The organism is Pectobacterium peruviense, assembly GCF_002847345.1.
Taxonomy (GTDB): Bacteria; Pseudomonadota; Gammaproteobacteria; order Enterobacterales; family Enterobacteriaceae; genus Pectobacterium; species Pectobacterium peruviense.
The window spans coordinates 1-2,934 of record NZ_LXFV01000029.1 but is presented as its reverse complement, the minus strand read 5'-3'; the positions used below and the strand labels follow the sequence as shown (position 1 = coordinate 2,934).

At 56.7% G+C, this 2,934-nt stretch carries 1 protein-coding gene; it reads left to right on the top strand.

What is annotated here, in order from left to right:
* The coding region (locus tag A0G03_RS17905) for a beta strand repeat-containing protein (protein WP_145951824.1) at positions 1–2,934 on the top strand (2,934 nt) is incomplete at both ends.

The window sequence follows — 2,934 nt, the reverse complement described above, 5'->3', positions numbered from 1 at the left end:
ACCGAGACCTATCAGACGACGGTGAATACCGACGGCAAAACCTGGAGCGTCAACGTTCCGGGTTCGGTTCTGGCTGCGAACGGTGATGTGAGTGCGACTGTCACCACGCGTGATGCGGCAGGCAATACCACGACCGCCAATACCAGCCACACTTACGGCGTCGATACGGTGGCACCAACGGCGGCGATCTCTATCGACGATGTGACGTCGGATAACGTGATTAACGCTGCTGAATCGGGTCAGACGATTGCGGTGACGGGTAATGTCGGTAATGAAGTGAAAGCGGGCGATGCGGTTACCGTTAAAGTCGGCACCGAGACCTACCAGACCACGGTGAATAGTGACGGAAAAACCTGGAGCGTGAATGTTCCGGGGGCGGTACTGGCGGCGAACGGTGATGTTTCTGCGACCGTGACGACCCGCGATCCTGCTGGCAACGTCACCACCGCCAATACCAGCCACGCTTACGGCGTGGATACGGTGGCGCCAACCGCGTCCATTACTATTGATAACGTCACGTCCGATAACGTGATTAACGCGACCGAATCGGGCCAGACGATTGCGGTGACGGGCAAAGTCGGCAATGAAGTGAAAGCCGGTGATGCGGTTACCGTGAAAGTCGGCACCGAGACCTACCAGACGACGGTGAATACCGATGGCAAAACCTGGAGCGTCAACGTTCCGGGTTCCGTATTGGCGGCGAACAGCGATGTTTCTGCGACCGTGACGACACGTGATACCGCAGGTAACTCCACCACGGCGAACACCAGTCATGCCTACGGCGTAGATACGGTGGCGCCAACCGCTTCTATTACTATCGATAACGTCACCTCCGATAACGTGATTAATGCCAGCGAGTCGGGTCAGACCATCGCGGTGACCGGTAAAGTCGATAACGACGTCAAAGCGGGCGATGCGGTGACGGTCACCGTGGGCACCGAAACCTACCAGACAACAGTGAATCCTGATGGCAAGACCTGGAGCGTGAATGTTCCCGGTTCAGTGCTGGCCGCGAACGGCGGTATCTCTGCGTCCGTGACGACGAGCGATACTGCAGGCAATGTGACCACAGTGAACACCACCCACACTTATGGTGTGGATACGGTTGCGCCAGTTGCCTCTATCTCTATCGATAATGTCACCTCGGATAACGTGATTAACGCCAGCGAATCCGGCCAGACGATTGCGGTGACGGGTAAGGTTGATAACGACGTCAAAGCCGGTGATGCGGTGACGGTGAAAGTCGGTACCGAGACCTACCAGACGACGGTGAATACCGACGGCAAAACCTGGTTCGTCAACGTTCCGGGCTCGGTATTAGCGGCCAATGGTGATGTTTCTGCGACCGTCACCACGCGTGATACCGCAGGCAATGCCACGACCGCCAATACCAGTCACGCTTACGGTGTGGATACGGTGGCGCCAACGGTTTCCATCTCTATCGACGATGTCACCAGCGATAACGTGATTAACGCAGCCGAATCGGGTCAGACCATCGCGGTGACGGGTAAGGTTGATAACGACGTCAAAGCGGGCGATGCGATCACCGTTAAAGTCGGCACCGAGACCTATCAGACGACGGTGAATACCGACGGCAAAACCTGGAGCGTGAATGTTCCGGGTTCGGTGCTGGCGGCCAATGGTGATGTCAGTGCGACGGTCACCACCCGCGATCCTGCCGGCAACGTGACCACCGCCAACACGAATCACGCTTACGCTGTGGATACCGTTGCGCCAACGGCCTCAATCTCTATCGACGATGTGACGTCGGATAACGTGATTAACGCAGCCGAATCGGGTCAGACCATCGCAGTGACGGGTAAGGTTGATAACGACGTCAAAGCAGGCGATGCGGTGACGGTGAAAGTCGGTACCGAAACCTACCAGACCACCGTGAATCCTGATGGCAAGACCTGGAGCGTCAATGTTCCGGGATCTGTGCTGGCCGCGAACAGCGATGTGAGTGCGACCGTCACTACCCGCGATCCTGCGGGCAACGTCACCACCGCCAACACGAATCACACTTACTCTGTGGATACGGTTGCGCCAACGGCGTCGATCTCTATTGATGATGTGACATCAGACAACGTCATTAATGCCAGCGAATCCGGTCAGACCATTGCGGTGACGGGTAACGTCGGCAATGAAGTGAAAGCCGGTGATGCAGTCACTGTTAAAGTCGGTACCGAGACCTACCAGACGACCGTCAATCCTGACGGCAAGACCTGGAGCGTCAATGTTCCGGGATCGGTATTAGCGGCGAACGGTGATGTTTCTGCGACGGTCACCACGCGTGATGCGGCAGGCAATGCCACGATGGCCAATACCACTCACGCTTACGGCGTCGATACCGTTGCGCCGATTGCCTCAATCTCTATCGACGATGTCACCAGCGATAACGTGATTAACGCCAGCGAATCCGGCCAGACCATTGCGGTGACCGGTAACGTTGGCAATGAAGTGAAAGCCGGTGATGCAGTCACCGTTAAAGTTGGTACCGAGACCTACCAGACGACCGTCAATCCTGACGGCAAAACCTGGAGCGTCAATGTTCCGGGCTCCGTATTAGCGGCGAACGGTGATGTGAGTGCCACCGTGACGACCCGCGATCCTGCGGGCAATGCCACTACCGCCAATACCAGCCACGCTTACGGTGTGGATACGGTGGCGCCGATTGCCTCTATCTCTATCGATAATGTGACGTCGGATAACGTGATTAACACCGCCGAATCCGGGCAGACGATTGCGGTGACGGGTAAGGTTGATAACGACGTCAAAGCCGGTGATGCAATTACGGTAAAAGTCGGTACCGAGACCTACCAGACCACCGTGAATACCGATGGAAAAACCTGGAGCGTCAACGTTCCGGGTTCGGTGCTGGCGGCCAATGGTGATGTCAGTGCGACGGTCACCACCCGTGATACCGCAGGCAAT